This is a genomic window from Pseudomonas brassicacearum (assembly GCF_003732265.1).
GTDB lineage: Bacteria > Pseudomonadota > Gammaproteobacteria > Pseudomonadales > Pseudomonadaceae > Aquipseudomonas > Aquipseudomonas brassicacearum_D.
Genome location: NZ_MOBK01000378.1, coordinates 1 through 656, shown reverse-complemented (window position 1 = coordinate 656; position 656 = coordinate 1). Strand labels below are relative to the sequence as shown.

1 protein-coding gene is annotated in these 656 nt (G+C 58.8%); it reads left to right on the top strand.

Features of this window, described 5'->3' with window-relative positions:
- A partial coding sequence (locus BK660_RS31815) for a hypothetical protein (RefSeq protein WP_123436464.1) occupies window positions 1–518 on the top strand: 518 nt, incomplete at its 5' end.
- Window positions 519–656 lie beyond the last annotated feature (138 nt).

Below are 656 nucleotides of genomic sequence, written 5' to 3'. Positions count from 1 at the left end.
CTCACGATAGCTTCGATGACGACAAGGCCTACGAGCTGATGGGCGAACTCAAGGCCCTGAAAGACGCTGAAGCGGCGGACCTCGCCGCCCTTGAAGACCTCAGCAGCAAGTTCTCGATCGGCCGCATCCTGTCCAGCTTCAAGGATGATCCGGCGTTCCAGGAAATCGTTTACGGTCTCGCGCTGAAAGTGCTGAACCAGACCCATCAGGCGATCAGCAATCCGAGCGGCGGCAAGAGCAAGGCTGCGAAGAAGAAAGACGTCGAAATCTTCACCATCAGCAAGGACGGCATCAGCGTGACCTTGCCACTGCGCACGCCACGCTCGCGCCTGAACGTTGACCGTGCAGCGCTGGAATTCCTCGGTTTCACCTTCGTCGGTGAAGGCGAAGAGGCGGAGCTGGAAAGCGAAGTCTTCGTCGACAACGCGGGTACCGAACAGGCAGTGAACCGCAAGAACATCATCACCGCACTGCAACAGCAGACTGCGTTTGATGGTTACAGCATCGCCGCGCAGTAATAGCGCAGCCACTGTACGAAAAAGCCCCGCGCTGAGATTCAGGCGGGGCTTTTTGGTTTTCGGCTTGGGATTAGCGGAATGGCGTAAATCCCAGCCCCTCACCCCAGCCCTCTCCCGAGGGAGAGGGAGCCGATCGGG